Below are 15,976 nucleotides of genomic sequence, written 5' to 3'. Positions count from 1 at the left end.
CCGCCCTGTTATGTGTTCAATTGCTGCGCTTACTTGGAAGCAGAAACGATCTGGTTGACGAGCGCATCGCCATTTGCCGAAATGAAGCCATCCCAGACGGGGAGAACTGCGGCCTGGAAGGCTGCTGCATCGACATCGCGATTGACCTTCATACCTTCCTTCTCAAGCGCCGCGATCATGCCTTCTTCCTTGGCAATATTCATCTCGCGCTGCTTGGCCACGGCTTCTTTCGCCACCTCGGTGATGATCTTCTGCTCGTCGGCACTCATGCCCTTCAGGTTCTCGCTATTCATCACCATGGCAAGCGGCGAATAGGCGTGCTGCGTGAGCGACAGATATTTCTGCACCTCGTTGAACTTGAACGATACGACGATGCCGATAGGATGATCCTGCGCATCGACAACGCCCGTTTCAAGCGCGGTATACAGCTCGGCTACGGGGATCTGCTGCGGATTGGCATCCAGCAGCGCGAACATGTCGTTCAACGCGCGCGAATTGTTCACGCGCATCTGCAGGCCCTTCAGATCGTCCGGCTGGCGGATCGGGCCCTTATTGTTTGTGATGTTGCGATAGCCATTTTCCGGATAGCCGAGCACGGTCAGGCCATGCTTGCTAAACTGGCCGGAAATCCCCTGACCAATCTCGCCATCCAGCACCTTGTAGGCCACCTGGCGCGTCGGGAAAATGAAGGGCAGTTCGAACACGCCGGCCTGTGGCACCAGCCCTGTGAAATTGTTCAAGCCGGAAATCGTGATGTCGACAATGCCGGACCGCGCGCCATCAATCATCTGGGCATCGTTGCCCAGCTGACCCTGCGGGAAAATGGTGACCTTGATCGCACCCTTGGAGCGGGCCTCCACCTGCTCCTTGAAATAGATCGACATGGTCTGCTGGAGATCGCCCTCCGGTGCGGCATGGGCAAGCTTCAGCTGCGTCTCGGCAGAGGCTGACAGCGCGGTGCTAACGAGAAGCGCAGCGCACAGCCCGAAAGATTTGAAGAATGTCTGCATGTAGGTTCCTCCCAGGTTTGAAGTCGCATGCTTCACTTCAACGTGAACTGAAGCGGATAGGTTATGAGTTCGGGAAAGATCACGAACAGGGCCAGCAGCACGGTATAGGCAATCAGGAAGGGCGTGAGCCCCCGCATGGCAGCCGACATCGTGGTGCCGCCAACCCCGCATATCACGTTCAAGACAGTGCCGACCGGCGGCGTGATGAGCCCGATAGAGCAGTTGATGACGAACATCAGGCCGAAATAGACCGGATCGATACCGGCCATCTTGATGACCGGCATGAACAGCGGCACGAGGATCAGCACAGTCGGGCTGAGATCCATGGCCGTGCCCACGATGAAGACGATGATCATGATAATCGCCATCAATGTGCGGGGGCTGTCGAGGAAGGGTTCCAGCAGCCCGGCGAGCTGTTGCGGCAATTGCGCGACCGTGATCAGCCAGGAGACGACCATCGCAGCCCCTACCAAGAACATCACCATGGCCGTCGTGCCAACTGCAGCGACCAGCGTATGGTAGAGATCGATCCACTTCATCTCGCGATAAATGAACATCGACACGATGATGGCATAGACGGCTGCAACCACCGCCGCTTCCGTGGCAGTAAAGACACCGCTGCGAATGCCACCGATGATGATGACCGGCAAGAGCAGGGCCCAGAAACTCTCCTTGAGCGCTTTGCCCCGCGCAGGCCAGGACGCCTTTTCCATCACAACGAGCTTGTCCTTGCGCACGATGAACCACCACACGACAACCAGCGTCAGACCCATCATCAGGCCGGGTACGATGCCACCGATCAACAGCTTGCCAATGGATATGTTGCCAGCGACGCCGATGAGGATAAGCGGCAGTGAGGGCGGAATGACAGGCGCAATAAGGCCGCCAGACGCAAGCAGGCCCAAACTGGTTTCCTGCGGGTAACCCGCCTTCTTCATCATCGGATAGAGGATGGAGACAAGTGCCGCCGCATCTGCCACCGCCGAACCCGACAGGCCAGCCAGCACGATGGAGGTGAAGATGGCAACATAGCCAAGCCCCCCCTTGCGATGGCCGACCAGTGTCATGGCGAGCCCGACAATACGGGCGGACAGGCCGCCCCGCGACATGACTTCGCCTGCGACAAGAAAGAAAGGAATGGCAAGTAGGGTGAAACTGTCGACACCATTGATGAGCGACTGCGCCAGGATGTCCACGCTGAACAGATTCATCTGAAGCATCATCGCCACAGCCGACAGAAGCAGCGCAAATGCGACCGGGATGCCGAGCAGAATGGCGACGATCAGAACCGTAATGAAAATGAAAAGCGTCATGCCACGTCTCCGTCATGGCGAGCCAAATGGCCGGAGGCCGGATTGACGAGACGCACGAGTGCAATCACCACCATTGCGACCCCGCAAACCACACCTGAAAGATAGAAGAGACCCAGCGGCAAACCGGTCAGGGGCGATATATTGACCCAATTGGATACCGTAACCCGCCACGAACCAATGACGAGCATCATGGAGGTGCCCAGCACCACCAACCAGCTCAGCCTGTTCAGCCAGGGCAGCCAGCGGGGAAAATACTTCTCGGCGACTTCCGGCATGCCCAGATGTTCGCCCCGCTTCAATGCAGACACGGCACCGATCATGACGATCCAGACAAATGCCAGCCGGGACAGCTCAACCGAGACCCGCAGGCCGGATGAAAAGCCATAACGCATGACCACATTGGTAAAGACCAGCGTGATCATTGATAGCATTAGGACTGCCATCAATATATCAATCCAGGTCCAGAGAAACGACAATAGCCGGCCCATGGCACTCCTCCCACATTTTTCCCAGCCGCGTCATCCTTGGACAGCAGCAGTGACTCCACTCACATGTCGGAAATTGTTATCGTTAACATTCCACAGCGTCAAGCGGTCTCCTGCGAGAAGTTGCGGTGAGTTGATGAGGTTCCCGCCTCGTACCTTAGGATTGTTTTGCTGCCGCCGTAAATTCAATGCAAGCAAGCAAATGTGGTGACGTAGAGGATTGCATCATCTGCTAAACATCTGATTTTACTATCAAAACAGACCACAGTTCAAATTATTTGAAAAGATTGAGTTTTTTACAAAAATGTCTACATCGCCCAGCCACTCGACCTTACTTGGGGTCAAGAAGCTGAGAGACAAAGTGCTGTTATCGGAGGATTTGCGAGGATGATTCTGCGTGACGGATTAGTCAGGTCCGGTCGACCTCGGGCGTGCTGACGAGCGTGGCGGCGGCGAAATTGGCCGCGAGAAGAGCGTCCTTAATGGCTTTACCGGATGCAAGTTCGGCCGCGAGCACACCGATGAACTCATCTCCTGCGCCATGCGTGCTTTCAACTTTCACCTTGACGGCGCCTATCGCGATTTCCTCTCCATCATGATGGGCGTAGGCAAGGCCGGAACCGCCAGCGGTGACGACCACCTCTGGAAACAGTTTCGCAAGTTTGCGGGCCGCTTCCAGCGCGCCATCGAGAGTTTCTACCACGGCAACGCCTGCAAGCATTTCCGCTTCGATGGCGTTAACGACGAGGATATCGATGAGAGGTTGAAGATCGTTGGAGAGCATTCTGGCTGGTGCGGCGTTGATGAGAACGCGGCCACCGGACTGCTTCACGACCTTTGCGCCAATAACGTTTGCGGCATCGGGTATCTCATTCTGGAGAACAAGCAGCGACGTTTTGGCGAGAAGATCAGAAGCCGCCACGACATCCTCTTCGCCAAGAGTGAGATTACTGCCGGAGACGATGACAGCGCCGTAATCGCCTTCTTCATCAAAGATGGCGACGCTCATGCCGGTGGATCGGGCGGCATCGCGCCGGACGAAGGTGTGGTCAACGCCCTTGCTTTCCAGATTGGCCAGCAGGAACCGTCCGAAATTATCGTCTGCGACGGCACCGATCATTGAAGTAGGCATGCCGGTGCGGGCCGCAGACACGGCCTGATTTCCGCCTTTGCCGCCGCTTTTGGGATGCCAGGATGTGCCGGTGACCGTCTCGCCCTTGCGGGGTCTGGATGGGCCCATGACGGCGATATCGTAATGCAGACTGCCAAAGACGGTGACGTGGGCGGGGGATGTCATGAAAGTCTATCTTTCCGTTTGGATTTGACGGCGGCCATGGTGCGATCAAGATTGCGTTCCGCCGCTTCATAGTCGCGCTGCGCGACCGCCATGAAGACGGCGTCGAGAATATTCAGTTGCGCGATACGGGCAGCGGCGTTTTCTCCCATCAGGGGTGAGCCCTGCGCTGTCGAGCAAAGAACGACATCGGCAGCCTGCGCCAAGGCAGACGAGTTGTAATTGGTAACCGCAATCGTCTGTGCGCCATTGCGCTTGGCAATCTGGAGCGCTTCGATGATGGCGGTGGTGTTGCCGGAGTGCGAAAAGCCAATGGCAATATCACCCTCTGTCAGAAGGGCTGCGGACATCAGCATCATGTGCACATCATCGAACACGGATGCACGAACGCCGATGCGCAGAAACTTGTGAGAGACATCCCGCGCAATCTGCGCCGATCCGCCGACGCCGTAGAAATCCCGATGCTCTGCCCTGTGAATGAGGTCGGCTGCCTTGTCGAAGGCTTCCATATCCAGAATAGAAAGCGTTTCCTCCAAGGCATTGATAGATGTGCGAAAAACCTTCTGGACGATCTCTAGCGACGTATCGTTGACGGACAGATCCTGGTGCATTTCCGCAGTCGGCTGGCGATTATACTGGCAGACAGCTGTGCGGAAATCACGATAGCCGGAAAAGCCGAGCTTTTTGGTGATCTTGACCACCATGGCTTCCGAGACGCCAGCGTCATCAGCAATCTGTTTCAGCGATGTCTCATCGCTGAAATCGCGCATGGCAAACACGGTATCCACGACCTTCGCTTCGAGGGGCGTCAGCAAGGGCATCATCATGCGAATGCGCGGGCCAACTGCCTTTGTGTCGAAGCTTTCGGAATTCATTCTCTTCCCCTTGTCGCACGATCAATCATCATGGCGATAAGGATTATAAGGCCAGTGGCGAGCAGTTGATAGAAGGCCTGAACATTCATCAACGTCAAACCATTGCGCATGGCACCCAGGATGATGGCACCGAGGATCGTGCCGAGAATGCTGCCCTTTCCACCCATCAAGGACGCGCCGCCGATGGCCGCCGCAGCGATGGCATCCAGTTCCCAAAGGTTGCCGAGAATCGGTTCGGCGGCACCGAGGCGACCGATGAGGATGAGCGAGGCGAGCGAGGCCAGGCCGCCGGAAATAACATAGGCGGTGATCTTGGTGCGGGCTATCGGAACGCCTGCAACATAGGCAGCTTCCTCATTGCCACCAACAGCCATGAGATATTCGCCAATTGGTGTCTTCTTGAGCAAAACCCACGCGGCGATAGCAACAACGGCGACAATGAGAACAGGCGTCGGAATGCCAAACAGATTGCCGTTGAAGAGCGACCGGAACCCTGTGGGGATACCGAGAACCGGGTTACCGCCCGTATAGATCAGCGCGATGGCGCGGTATGTGCTGAGCGTTCCGAGCGTGACGATGAAGGGTTGCAGCCCGACATAGGCCACAAGACCGCCATTGATAAATCCGCAGAGGACGCCAACGCCGAGACCTGCGAGAATGGCGAGCGGGATCGGCGTGCCAGCCACGAGAAGGCTGGCCGTGACAACGGCGGAAATAGCAGCCGTTGGCCCGACCGACAGATCAATGCCGCCTGATATGATGACCAGCGTCATGCCGAGAGCCAGACACGCATTGATGCTGGATTGCTGGAGGATGTTGACGAGGTTTCGCTCCGACAGGAAGCCCGGAACGAGAGCGGCGAATACTGCCATGATGACGATAAGGCCGATCAGCGTTCCGGCATCGCGCAGCGAAAACGAGAAAAGGCGGAAGGCCGGGGCGGAGTTGGCGGGTGCGTTGGAAGTGCTGGTCATGGGTTGTCCTGTTAGTTTACACGGGCCGCGCAAGGCGCGCGTCATCCGCGTCGGCATTCGCCCCTGGAATGGCATGCGCGACAATCGCGCTTTCGCTCAGCTGTTCTCGCTCAAGGGTCGCGGCAATCCGCCCTTCGCGCATGACCAGCACACGATCTGAAAGGCGTATGACCTCCGGAAGCTCGGAAGAGACGACGATGATCGAATGCCCCTCGCGGGCGAGGTCTTCAATGAGGTGATAAATTTCAGACTTGGCCCCGACATCAATCCCGCGTGTCGGCTCATCAAACAGCAGAATTTGTGACTTGGCCGCCAGCCAGCGGGCAATGATGGCCTTCTGCTGGTTGCCGCCGCTGAAGAGGCGGATCGGGCGATCTAGCTGGAAGGGGCGAAGATTGACGCGCTTCAGCAGATCCTTTGCCGTGGCACGCAGCCTGGAATTGCTGATCATTCCACCCGATGAGAAGCTGCCGAGGGACGCCAGCGCCATGTTGGTGGCAACGGGGCGAAGGGGTATGATGCCCTCACGTTTTCGCTCTTCCGGCACCAGCCCGATGCCGGCGGCAATGGCATCACGCGGATTGGCGAAGCTTTGCTCCTTGCCGTCAATTCTGATCGTTCCTGCACTTAAGCGGTCGGCTCCCGCCAGCAGGCGTAACAGTTCCGTGCGACCGGAGCCGACAAGCCCGGCAATGCCGAGGACTTCGCCCTTGTGCAAATTGAAGGACACATCGCGAATTCTGGTGGCTGAGGAAAGGTTTCTGGCTTCAAGCTTGACGGTGCCGGTGACGAAGGAATTATGCTCTTCCTGCATCAATTCACGACCGACCATCTTGGCGATCACGTCCTTTTCCGAGACCTTGGCAAGATCAACAATATCCACCAGCTTTCCATCGCGCATAATGCTGGAGCGTTGGCAGATGCGGAACACCTCATCCATCTTGTGTGAAACATATATGATGGAAACGCCGCTTTGCGACAGGCTGGCAATGACCTCTGCCAGACGATCAAACTCGCTCGGTGTGAGGCTCGATGTCGGCTCGTCCATGGCGATGACCTTCGCCTTGTCGAGAAGCGCGCGGCCGATTTCCACGATCTGACGCTGCGCGACTTTCAGCGACGATATCGGCGCGGAAGGGTCAATGGTTTTGTCAATCATCGAGAGGGCCTCGGCTGCGCGGGCTTCCTGTTCACGACGGGAAACGAACATGCCGCCCATATGGGTCAGCGAATGGCCGAGAAACATATTCTGGGCGACGCTCAAATGCGGCACCTGCTGAAGCTCCTGATGGATCATCGCGATACCGGCAGCGCGTGCATCCATCGGCTTCTTGAAGGCAACCGCCTCGCCATCGACGAAGACGGTGCCGGATGTGGGGCGAAACACGCCCGACAGGATGCGCAGAAGCGTGGATTTGCCTGCACCGTTCTCGCCGAGAAGTCCGTGGATCTCGCCGGGGGCAACGTCAAAGGAGACATCCGTCAGCGCGTTGACGCCGGGAAAACTCTTGGAAATCGTCTCGAATCTCAGTCGTGGCGTCATCGTTCCACCTCTCAGGCTGGTGGGGAGGACGGCAAAACCGGCCTCCCCTGAGCATGCATTACTTGGCAGTCTTGGCATCTTCCATCAGCACGGCGCGCACATCGACGCCCTCGCCCTGATAGCGGCTGAGATTATCTGCGGTGATGAGGGCCTGCGGTGTGGCAACAACGCGCGGCAGCTTTTGACCAGCAACGAGGCGCAACGCGGTTTCGAGTGCGACTTCGCCTGTCAGAACAGGGAAACTATCCACGGTGCCGGTGAGTTCGCCTGCCTTGATCGACGCATAGGCATCGGAGATACCATCGGTGCCGAAAACCGCGACCTTGCCTGCAAGTCCGGCTGCCTTGACGGCTTCGACGATGCCAAGCGCCATGCCGTCATTATTGGCGTAGAAGCCAATCAGATCAGGGTGCTGGTTCAAAATGTTGGTCGCAGCATCATACGATGTCTGACGATCCCAGTTGCCGGGAACGCTGGCGACGACCTGGAACTTGCCGCCTTCGCTGATGGTCGACTTGAAACCATCGGTGCGCTGGACGGCGGCATAAACGCCAGCCTGGCCTTCAACGATGGCCACTTTGCCGCCTTCTGGGCGGTTCTGGATGAACCACTTGGCGACGCGCACACCATTGTCACGCTGCACGTTACCGACATAATGCTCGGCCTGCGGAATGACGGCGTCATTGACGTTGACCACCGGAATCTTGGCGGCCTTCGCCTGTTCGATAACCGGCTGCAGGTTGGCATCCGTCTGCGGTGATACGAGCAGCACGTTATAGCCCTGCGTGATCATGCCTTCGGCAATCGTCAGTTGCCCCAGCTGGTCGCCCTCGCTCTGAGCAGCCTGATAGGCAACGGGAACGTTGACCTTCTTGCCGAAGGCTTCGTAGCCCAGCCCAAGCGAACGCCAGTATTCATTGGTCAGCGTCTTGGAAACCGCACCGGCCTTCGTGCCCTCTGGCAGCTTGGGGAATGGGCCAAGCTTGGCTTCGAGCTGCGACCAGTCCATACGGTCCTTTTCCGTGTCGGAATTGAGCGGTGCAAGCTCCTGCGCAAAAGCGGCGCTGAACAGGAAGCTGGCGGCAAGGCCGGCAGCCATTGTCGTTTTCAAAAAGGTCTTCATCGGTTTCCTCCCGGATGGTTATTTTCGGCAAGCCTTCGGCCTGCCTTTGGTGAAAGGTTCAAATTTGGGGAATGTCAGCGGTATTGGTTCAGCCGAGCATGAGTTCCTGAATGACCGCCTGTGCTGAGACGGCGTCCTGACGCTCTACCGCGCCGGACAGGCGATTATCCTGCTCGATACGATCAACGATTTTCAGCATCCGCTTCACGGTCTGTATGTTCACTTCGCATTCGTGAACTGGGTCGAGGCCCGTCATGTCAGGGAAAGTGTCGAAATAGATCGCGCCATCATAACCGTCCTTGCGGATTTGGCGCAGCAGCTCGATCGTCTGCTGGGTATGAACAGCGCCAACCATCAGGCCATCGTCACGCTTGGCGTAACCATCATTCAGGTGCACACCGAGAACGCGGCTGTATCGGGCAATCAGTGCAGCGGCAAAAGCTGGCTGTTCGTCGGCATAGAGAACATGGGCAAAGTCCAGCGTTACACCCAGATTGGGCATGTCCACATCCTTGATGGCCAGAAGCGTGGTCGCACAATCGGGCATCAGGCTATAGGAACGCGGCTCGTTGGGCTTGTATTCAATGCTGACCAAGCAATCCGGATCATGCGCGCAAACTTCACGAATTCCATCGATCTCGTGTTGCCAAAGCGTGTGATAATCGGCCTGGAAGGCATAATCGAAACCATCTTGCCCCAGCCACAACGTCATCAGATTGCTGCCAGCGGCGCGGGCGGCGTCGATGCCCTTCTTCGTCAGATCGATTGCTTCACGCCGCACGGCAGCGTCTGGATTGGTGAAAGCGCCAATCTTGAAAGCGGGATTGGTGTAATAGCGCATGGCAAAACCGTTGATCGATAGCCCAAGATCACCAATCTGCCGCGCAAGAAGTGCCGGATCATCGGCGACATGGTCAGGATAGTTGAGGTCGAGATCCGTCAGACCCTCAACCTTCGCAGCGCGTTTTGCCATCTGCAACATGGTCGGCTTTCCGGAAAGATCTGGCCACTCGGCAGCAGGCTTGGAGGCAAAGGAATTCAGTCGGGTGGCGAATTTCAATGGGGTCACGGTCTTGCTCACTTCGATCGTCGTTGATGCAACTTCACAAATTAAAATGTTTTTGTAAAGCTTAATATGTTGTCCAGCGCATTAATTTGGCTTGAAAATGCTTTTTTTCGAGCGCGTCGCGCAATCTTCAGACGCGCGAAAGCGTGCCGCCGGGTGTGCGGCAGCCACGCATGATCAGGCAAATGCATTCTATTCAGTACGCCACCAGAATTCGGTGACGTCAGCGCGCCATTGCGGCTTCGATTTCAGAAAGCGTCGGCATTGCAGGAGCCGTGCCGCGCCTTGTTACGGCAATACCAGCTGTTGCGCATCCAAACCGGACGGCCTCTAGCCGGTCTGTACCCCGCGAAAGCGCGGCTGCGAAACCACCAACGAAGGCGTCTCCAGCTCCGGTCGTATCGATGGCAGGACCGCATGAGATGGCTGGGACATACACGGACTGTTCCGCCGAATGAAACAACACGCCACGCGCACCGAGCGTGATGATGGCCGCGCCGACACCTCGGGACAGGAAAATGTCTCCCGCCCGTTTGGCATCATCAAGCGTATCGATTGGAAAACCAACGAGCGTTGCAGCTTCCGTTTCGTTGGGGACAATAAAATCGCACACACGGTAGATCTCGTCTGGAAACGCTTCAGCCGGTGCGGGATTGAAAATGGTTGTGACGCCAGCGGCACGGGCAATCTCCAGCGCAAGCTGCGCGGCACTGGCGGGTTGCTCCAACTGCGTGACGAAGACTGCCGACTGCGTGATCGTGTCCCGCGCCTCTTCGACGTCATGGACATCAATCAGGCCCGCCGCTCCCGGATAAACTATGATCGCGTTTTCACCCGTCTTGTCGTTGACGTAGATGAAGGCAGCACCGGTGGGCTGATGGTCGAGAACAGTGATTTTTGTGCGGACGCCAGCCTTTTCATAGGTTTTTAGCGCGAGATCGCCAAAGGTATCATCACCGATCTTCGAGATGAACGTCACCTCGGCACCCGCCTGTGCTGCGGCCACCGCTTGATTGGAGCCCTTTCCGCCCGGACCGACGGAAAAGCCGCTGCCGGTGATGGTTTCGCCTATGGCTGGCATACGCGGCGCGAGATAGGCCGTATCAGCAACAAAAATGCCAAGGATGGAAACGCCAGACTTCATACCAGACCTCATTTTACGGCGCCTGCGGTGAGGCCCTTCACAATGTAACGCTCAAGGAAAACGCCAACAAGGATTAGCGGCATGATGGCCGCCGTGGCAATAGCTGCCATGGACCACCAGTTAATGCCCTGTGAACCCGTCTGGCTCGCAACCATGACCGGCAATGTTTTGGCATTCGAACTCGTCAGGAGTGCAGCGAAGAAATACTCGTTCCAGCACAGGATAACGGACAGAATGAACGCCGCGACCATGCCCGGAAGCGCGATGGGCAGGACGATGCGCATGAAGGCGCCCCAAATGGAGCAGCCATCCACCAGCGCAGCCTGCTCAAGCTCGACCGGTATCGTGTCAAACTGGTCGCGCATGATCCAGATGACGATCGGTAGCACCATCAGCGTATAGACGAGGATCAATCCGACCAGCGTATCGAGGAGCATCAGGTGCTTGTAAAGGACCAGAAACGGCATGGCCAGAACGACCGGCGGCAGGATGAGCTGCGACAGGAAGAAGAATGAGATGTCCTTGTTCTTCATCCAGAGGAACTTGTAGGAAAAACGGCTGAGGCCGTAGGCTGCCAATGAGCCGATGACCACTGCAAGGAACGACGCCCCGGCGGATGCGACGATGCTGTTGTAGAAACGGCGGATAAATTCATCCCGAACAGTGGATTGGGCAAAAATCGTATCCGGTGAAAGACCTAGGGAGCGCCAGCCTTTCCAGTCAGGTGTAAAATCCACGAAGGGAATGAGGTGCCCCTGCGTCACATTCACAGCCGTCTTGAAGGATGTGGTGATCGTCCAGTAGATCGGAAACAGCGAGACGAACGCCCAGAAGACCAGCGCCGCATAGATCAACAGACTGCTGGTCAAAAACTGCGGACGGCGCGACCAGAGGCTTGGGCGTGTCGTGGATGGTTCAACCTGTGTTGCCATGAGATTCAGCCTCAATTGTCGCGTTGCATCCACCGGCTCGCCCCTTTGAGGATGAGCGCGACGAAAATGATGATGATGACGAGATAGAATTCCGCAAGCATCGTGCCATAGCCGACATTCGAGCGGTCTCTATATTCGCGGAAGATAAAGCTCGACACGGTATCCGTCGCCCCACCTGGCCCGCCAGCGGTGACGTTGATGACGATATCGGCAAGCTTGAGCTGGAAGATGATGCGCAGGATGATAACGGTGATGCTGACCGGCAGCATGAGCGGAAAGGTGATTTCCTTGAAGCTCTGCCAGCCGGACGCGCCATCCACCTTCGCGGCTTCCTTGATTTCAGAAGGGAGGGCCTGAAGGCCAGCAAGCAGCAGGATCATCATGAAGGGAATGGACACCCAGGCATCCATGGCCATGATCGAAGAACGCGCGAGCCACGGCGTGGAGAAGAAAGCCGGATTATCCCAGCCCAGATGGCGCGCAAGCGTGGCGGCCGGGCCGAACCGGTATTCCATCAACGACTTGCCAATCATCCAGCTGACAGCAACGGGGCTCAGCATCAGCGGCAGCAGGAAAGCGACGCGGAAGAATTTGCGCGCCTTGATTTCAGCGTTAAGCAGCAGCGCCAAACCAAACGCGATGGCATATTGCACCAGAACCGACAGAACATAGAAGACCATGTTCAGCATGGCATTCCAGAAATACCGGTCTGCAAACAGGGTGCGCAGATTGTCGAGACCATTAAAACGGCGACCGGCAGCGGCACTGAGGTTCCAGTCCGTAAAGGCGATGTAAAGGCCGAAGACAGTCGGAAACACGACCATGGCGACGGTGAACAGAACCGCCGGAAGCACGAAGGCGGCCCGCTGGCCCGCCTCACCGCGGATCAATATCTGAGCGGCGCAAAGCGACGTTGCCCAAATGATGTAAGCATAGAGCAGCGGCTGCCAGCTGACGAAACCGAGCGCGGTCCAGCCCGCAGCGTCGGATATCTGCAAAGCGAGCACGGTGAAAAGCAGGATAGTAGCGGCCACTAGCAAGAGCTTGCCGCGTTTGGCAGCACTTGCCTGTACAGGCGCCTGCCCCACGGGCTGCAAAGCTGGCGTTATCGTATGCGACATGGGCAAACCTCAAGGCTGGAAAGCCGTCTTCAAGCGGTCTTTGCTCAGGCGGCACGTGATTGTGCCGCCTGAGACAATGGTTTCAGGGATCACACACCGAGAGACGCCTTGTAGAGCGCGATCTGCTTTTCTCGGCCCAACTGGTCGGTGATCTTTTCCCAAGCAGCGGCAATGGCATCTGCACCTGCCTGTGCCGTGGCCTGTCCGGCAAACACCTTGGCGAGTTCATCCTCCGCCACGCTGTAATACTGGAAAATACCCGGTATGCGTGGCTCGATGGCAGCGTTGGGGTGGTTGTAGGAGTTGGACTGGGACGCGAGATAGCTCGAGATGAACGCCTCGTCATAGCCCGCGGCAACCCATTCCTTGATGTTGAACTGGCTCTTGCGATAGCACTGGAAGCCGGATGGATAGGCAGCGGTCCACAGCGCGATATCCTTGCCGCCGAGATGAGCTGCGGCACTCCAGGCCGCCTTTTTCTTTTTCTCGTCGCTATCGACCCGGGCCATGACATAGACGCCCCAGCCGAGATAGGCCATGTTCGGCGCATAGTTGGGGCCGCTGGCAAGCGTGTCCCATTTGCCGGTCTTGGCATTATAGACATCATCAGAACCCGGCAGAATATCAAAGCCGATGGTCTCGCCGATAACGGATGTATCGCTGGTGCGTGCAGCCGCACCCACGTCACCCCACCAAGAAACCATGGAACCGGTGCCAGCCAGAAACTGCTGGAATGCCGCCGTGCCTGGATCGGCGTTGAGCTGATCGCCCGCTTCCGATGGCAATGCCTCGATCACGTCCTGAATGGCGCGCACCCAGGCAGGATTGTTGATGCGTGGCTTCATCGTATCGGTGTCGAACAGCCAGGCCTTGTCATCCGGATGCTTGGCATAAGCCGTTGCGCGGCTGCCGAGGAAGTAGAAGCCAAAACCGCCCCACGCCTTTGGCGAATCGAGATAGCCAATGGCATCTGTGCCGCCAATCTTCTTGCCCTTGAGGAACTTGGTAACTTCCTGGACCTTCTGCCATGTCTTCGGCACGCCCCACTCGCCCTTATGGCCTTCGTCTTTCCAGGCCTTGGCCAAATCTGGGTCGGTGAAATAATCCGTGCGATAGTTGAAGTTGTGGCAATCGCCATCGACAGAAACGCGGTAGGTCTTGCCATCCCAGGTTCCGACGGGCGCCTTCAGGTAATCGACGTAATCATCCATGTCGATCTGGGTTTTGACCCAGTCCGGCATTTCCGAAGCCAGTCCCCTGCCACAGACATCGCCTTCGAACGGCGCGCCCATCTCAAGAAGGTCGAAATCAACAGTGCCGGTGGCAATGGCCTGCTGAAGACGTGGGTTATAATCGGCCTGCGCCAGATCGATCCATGTGATCTTGGCACCGGTGTAATCTTCCCAGGGCTTGAGAAAGCCACGGAACAGAACGTTGTGTAGGTTCTGGTTGTTCAGCCCCATGAAGGAAAGCTCGACACCGGCGAATTCGCCTTGCTTTACGGTTTTCTTGGTGGCTTCAAGGCACATCTCGCCGACCTTTTGCCAGTCGGCATCGGTTGGGGAGCCCTTGCCGACACCCGGCACCTGCAAAATCTGCGTGCGCAAGGATGCGTCCTGCGCGTAAGCCGCACCGAACGGGCCGAGCATACTGCCCGCAGCCGCCACGGCACCAAGGCTTGCGCCTGTCTTCAACATGGCGCGGCGGCTCAGGCCGATCGCCATCATTCTCTCGAAATCGCTGACTTTCATGCGGTTCTCCTCCCGTTGATGTGGCGTCGTCACCGTCTCCTCACGGTGGCGACCAGAAATTCTAGTCCAGCCTCAACCCGCTTTCTCCATCGAAGAGATGGACCAGCGCGACATTTGGCGTCATCGCAATCGTGCCGCCTGCGGGCTCATCCACCCGGTCGCGGAACACACCAATGATCTTCTGTTGGCCGATTTTGGCAAATATCTGCGTTTCCGAGCCGGTTGATTCCACCACCGTAACCTGTGCCTCAACAGCGCCACCCAGCGTGAAATGCTCAGGCCTGATGCCGTAAAAGGCAGATTTTCCGTCGGAACCATCAGGAACACGTGAGAGCGGCAGGCGAATTCCATCATCGGTCTCGAAATAGGGTTCTGCGGCGCTACGGATGTGGCCCTTGATGAGGTTCATGGACGGAGACCCGATGAACCCGGCAACGAAGGTGTTGGCGGGCTTGTCATAGAGCGTCAGGGGTGAACCGATCTGCTCGACACGGCCATCACGCAGCACGACGATGCGGTCGGCCATAGTCATGGCTTCCACCTGATCATGCGTCACGTAAATCATAGTCGTGGCTAAGCGCCGCTGCAACTCCTTGATCTCGGCGCGCATCTGCACGCGCAGCTTGGCATCGAGGTTGGACAGCGGTTCATCGAACAGGAATACCTTGGGATCGCGAACGATTGCACGACCCATGGCAACGCGCTGACGCTGACCACCAGAAAGCTGGCGGGGATAGCGAGCGAGATAGGGTACAAGGTCGAGGATCTCGGCCGCTCTGCGGACACGAGCATCGATATCAGCCTTGGTCTCACCCCGCATCTTGAGTGCGAAACCCATATTTTCGGCAACGGTCTTGTGCGGATAAAGCGCGTAGCTTTGAAACACCATCGCGATGTCTCGGTCTTTGGGTGGCAGGTCGTTGACCACCTTGCCGTCGATCTGGATATCTCCGAACGTAATCGGCTCCAGCCCCGCGACCATGCGCAGAAGCGTCGATTTTCCGCAACCGGACGGCCCCACCAGAACGACGAACTCGCCGTCGGGTATTTCAACGGAAACGCCATGGATAACGGTCAGGCTACCATAGGCTTTTCCGACATTGACGATATTCATCGATGCCAAAAGCGTTTCTCCTCCCACGGTGCCGCGCACTCCTCGCGACATTGCGTCTTCCTCGTCCGCCAGCGGGTGCAGCTCCTCGCTGCACTGCCAAACATATATCCTTGGAAGGACGTCATCCGTCCATCAGACTTCACACATATCTATGCCGTTGTAAACTGTCGCTTTACCAAAGCCTCAGTTATTTCTGAAAGTGTCAGTTCAGACCGGACAAACCGATGCGCA

General features: G+C 57.2%; 14 protein-coding genes. All 14 read right to left on the bottom strand.

The features are described 5' to 3' along the window. Nucleotides 1-29: 29 nt before the first annotated feature. On the bottom strand, nucleotides 30-1,010 hold the full coding sequence (locus tag RQI55_RS13585) for a DctP family TRAP transporter solute-binding subunit (protein ID WP_311272833.1): 981 nt from the start codon (nucleotides 1,008-1,010) through the stop codon (nucleotides 30-32). A gap of 32 nt (nucleotides 1,011-1,042) precedes the next feature. Then, nucleotides 1,043-2,323, bottom strand: coding sequence for a TRAP transporter large permease (locus RQI55_RS13580; protein ID WP_042618772.1), 1,281 nt, complete (start codon nucleotides 2,321-2,323; stop codon nucleotides 1,043-1,045). Then, on the bottom strand, nucleotides 2,320-2,766 hold the full coding sequence (locus RQI55_RS13575) for a TRAP transporter small permease (RefSeq protein ID WP_311272832.1): 447 nt from the start codon (nucleotides 2,764-2,766) through the stop codon (nucleotides 2,320-2,322). Before RQI55_RS13575 ends, RQI55_RS13580 begins: the two co-directional genes overlap by 4 nt. A 451-nt stretch (nucleotides 2,767-3,217) precedes the next feature. Further along, entirely contained in the window at nucleotides 3,218-4,105 is an 888-nt protein-coding gene (locus RQI55_RS13570; protein ID WP_311272831.1) for a ribokinase, read from the bottom strand. Then, complete coding sequence (locus tag RQI55_RS13565) at nucleotides 4,102-4,977, bottom strand: MurR/RpiR family transcriptional regulator (RefSeq protein WP_311272830.1); 876 nt, start codon at nucleotides 4,975-4,977, stop codon at nucleotides 4,102-4,104. Before RQI55_RS13565 ends, RQI55_RS13570 begins: the two co-directional genes overlap by 4 nt. After that, the gene (locus tag RQI55_RS13560; protein WP_311272829.1) at nucleotides 4,974-5,951 is read right to left on the bottom strand and encodes an ABC transporter permease; all 978 of its coding nucleotides are present in this window, start codon (nucleotides 5,949-5,951) and stop codon (nucleotides 4,974-4,976) included. The genes RQI55_RS13565 and RQI55_RS13560 overlap by 4 nt, the downstream gene beginning before the upstream one ends. 16 nt (nucleotides 5,952-5,967) lie before the next feature. Beyond that, a complete protein-coding gene (locus RQI55_RS13555) occupies nucleotides 5,968-7,494 on the bottom strand; it encodes a sugar ABC transporter ATP-binding protein (protein WP_311272828.1) in 1,527 nt (508 codons plus the stop codon). A 58-nt stretch (nucleotides 7,495-7,552) separates the two neighbouring features. Beyond that, the gene (locus tag RQI55_RS13550; protein ID WP_311272827.1) at nucleotides 7,553-8,617 is read right to left on the bottom strand and encodes a substrate-binding domain-containing protein; all 1,065 of its coding nucleotides are present in this window, start codon (nucleotides 8,615-8,617) and stop codon (nucleotides 7,553-7,555) included. 88 nt (nucleotides 8,618-8,705) lie between these two features. Beyond that, nucleotides 8,706-9,677, bottom strand: a complete 972-nt coding sequence (locus RQI55_RS13545) for a sugar phosphate isomerase/epimerase family protein (RefSeq protein ID WP_311272913.1) — start codon at nucleotides 9,675-9,677, stop codon at nucleotides 8,706-8,708. Nucleotides 9,678-9,906: 229 nt separating this feature from the next. Beyond that, nucleotides 9,907-10,827 carry a ribokinase gene (gene rbsK / locus RQI55_RS13540; RefSeq protein ID WP_311272912.1) on the bottom strand — a complete coding sequence of 307 codons (921 nt, stop codon included), beginning with the start codon at nucleotides 10,825-10,827 and terminating at the stop codon, nucleotides 9,907-9,909. A gap of 8 nt (nucleotides 10,828-10,835) precedes the next feature. Continuing rightward, nucleotides 10,836-11,759 (bottom strand): carbohydrate ABC transporter permease, encoded by a 924-nt coding sequence (locus tag RQI55_RS13535; RefSeq protein ID WP_192064589.1) that lies wholly within the window; start codon nucleotides 11,757-11,759, stop codon nucleotides 10,836-10,838. Between the two features lie 11 nt (nucleotides 11,760-11,770). Beyond that, complete coding sequence (locus RQI55_RS13530; RefSeq protein ID WP_243257184.1) at nucleotides 11,771-12,880, bottom strand: carbohydrate ABC transporter permease; 1,110 nt, start codon at nucleotides 12,878-12,880, stop codon at nucleotides 11,771-11,773. 89 nt (nucleotides 12,881-12,969) lie between these two features. Beyond that, the gene (locus RQI55_RS13525; protein WP_311272826.1) at nucleotides 12,970-14,631 is read right to left on the bottom strand and encodes a sugar ABC transporter substrate-binding protein; all 1,662 of its coding nucleotides are present in this window, start codon (nucleotides 14,629-14,631) and stop codon (nucleotides 12,970-12,972) included. Nucleotides 14,632-14,692: 61 nt separating this feature from the next. Then, complete coding sequence (locus tag RQI55_RS13520; RefSeq protein WP_311272911.1) at nucleotides 14,693-15,754, bottom strand: sn-glycerol-3-phosphate ABC transporter ATP-binding protein UgpC; 1,062 nt, start codon at nucleotides 15,752-15,754, stop codon at nucleotides 14,693-14,695. Nucleotides 15,755-15,976 lie beyond the last annotated feature (222 nt).

This window comes from Rhizobium sp. WCS2018Hpa-16, from assembly GCF_031843705.1.
Taxonomy (GTDB): domain Bacteria; phylum Pseudomonadota; class Alphaproteobacteria; order Rhizobiales; family Rhizobiaceae; genus Agrobacterium; species Agrobacterium tumefaciens_C.
Note: the sequence above shows the minus strand (reverse complement) of the source record. Positions and strands in the feature narration are given on the sequence as shown.

Bases quoted from the DNA above. Each gene is read 5' to 3' on its own strand.
- RQI55_RS13575 (WP_311272832.1), bottom strand. From the start codon at position 2,766: ATGGCAGTCCTAATGCTATCAATGATCACGCTGGTCTTTACCAATGTG.
- RQI55_RS13560 (WP_311272829.1), bottom strand. From the start codon at position 5,951: ATGACCAGCACTTCCAACGCACCCGCCAACTCCGCCCCGGCCTTCCGC.
- RQI55_RS13580 (WP_042618772.1), bottom strand. From the start codon at position 2,323: ATGACGCTTTTCATTTTCATTACGGTTCTGATCGTCGCCATTCTGCTC.
- RQI55_RS13535 (WP_192064589.1), bottom strand. From the start codon at position 11,759: ATGGCAACACAGGTTGAACCATCCACGACACGCCCAAGCCTCTGGTCG.
- RQI55_RS13550 (WP_311272827.1), bottom strand. From the start codon at position 8,617: ATGAAGACCTTTTTGAAAACGACAATGGCTGCCGGCCTTGCCGCCAGC.
- RQI55_RS13585 (WP_311272833.1), bottom strand. From the start codon at position 1,010: ATGCAGACATTCTTCAAATCTTTCGGGCTGTGCGCTGCGCTTCTCGTT.
- rbsK (WP_311272912.1), bottom strand. From the start codon at position 10,827: ATGAAGTCTGGCGTTTCCATCCTTGGCATTTTTGTTGCTGATACGGCC.
- RQI55_RS13565 (WP_311272830.1), bottom strand. From the start codon at position 4,977: ATGAATTCCGAAAGCTTCGACACAAAGGCAGTTGGCCCGCGCATTCGC.
- RQI55_RS13570 (WP_311272831.1), bottom strand. From the start codon at position 4,105: ATGACATCCCCCGCCCACGTCACCGTCTTTGGCAGTCTGCATTACGAT.
- RQI55_RS13530 (WP_243257184.1), bottom strand. From the start codon at position 12,880: ATGTCGCATACGATAACGCCAGCTTTGCAGCCCGTGGGGCAGGCGCCT.
- RQI55_RS13555 (WP_311272828.1), bottom strand. From the start codon at position 7,494: ATGACGCCACGACTGAGATTCGAGACGATTTCCAAGAGTTTTCCCGGC.
- RQI55_RS13525 (WP_311272826.1), bottom strand. From the start codon at position 14,631: ATGAAAGTCAGCGATTTCGAGAGAATGATGGCGATCGGCCTGAGCCGC.